This is a genomic window from Chlorobium phaeovibrioides, assembly GCF_003968655.1.
Taxonomy (GTDB): Bacteria; Bacteroidota; Chlorobiia; order Chlorobiales; family Chlorobiaceae; genus Chlorobium; species Chlorobium phaeovibrioides.
This window is the reverse complement of record NZ_RXYK01000053.1, coordinates 1-788: the sequence shown is the minus strand read 5'-3', so window position 1 is coordinate 788 and position 788 is coordinate 1. Positions and strand designations below refer to the sequence as shown.

At 53.8% G+C, this 788-nt stretch carries 1 protein-coding gene; it reads left to right on the top strand.

All coding sequences use genetic code 11. From position 1 onward, the window contains the following. Positions 1 to 788, top strand: a 788-nt coding sequence (locus EKD02_RS09905; RefSeq protein WP_185805752.1) for an IS3 family transposase, incomplete at both ends; no start/stop codon positions are given.

Sequence of the window (788 nt, the reverse complement as noted above, 5' to 3'; positions counted from 1 at the left end):
AAAGTGCCACAGGAAACAAGAGAAGAGATCATCAGCGTCTGCAATGAGCCGAGGTTCCGTGACCTGACGCCGTATGAGATCGTTCCCCAGCTTTTGACAGAAGGCTGCTATCTTGCTTCTGAAAGCACGGTCTACCGTATCCTGAGAGAAGCTGATCAAGTCCACCATCGGAGTGAACTGCGCGTCGGTCACCGACACGCCAAGCCGCCGGAACGCAAGGCTACAGGCCCGAATCAGGTATACACATGGGACATCACCTATATGGGGCGTACGGTAAGAGGCCTATTCTATTACGCATATGTTGTCAAGGATCTCTTTGACAGATCCATCGTCGGCTGGGCGGTTCACGAAGAAGAAAGCGAAAAGCACAGCCGTGCTCTCTTCGCCCGGATACTGAACGGAGGCAAGGTAAAACTCAAGGCGCTCCATGCTGATAACGGTCACCCGATGAAAGGTGTTACGCTGATGGCCCTTCTGCAAAAGCTCAATGTTGCAGTCTCGCACAGCAGGCCTCGAACCAGCAATGACAACCCCTACATCGAGTCGCTGTTCAAGACGATGAAGTACCATGTCACCTATCCGAATGCCTTCGATACGCTTGAAGATGCCCGCCGCTGGATGGGCGACTTTGTGCACTGGTACAACACCAAGCACATGCACTCATCGATCGGTTATGTGACACCGCACCAGATGCGATACGGTCATGCAAGTGCGATCTTTGAGCAGCGGAATGCAACCTTACAGCGAGCCAGGGAGCTCAATCCGGAACGCTGGGGAGCAAGGCCTGC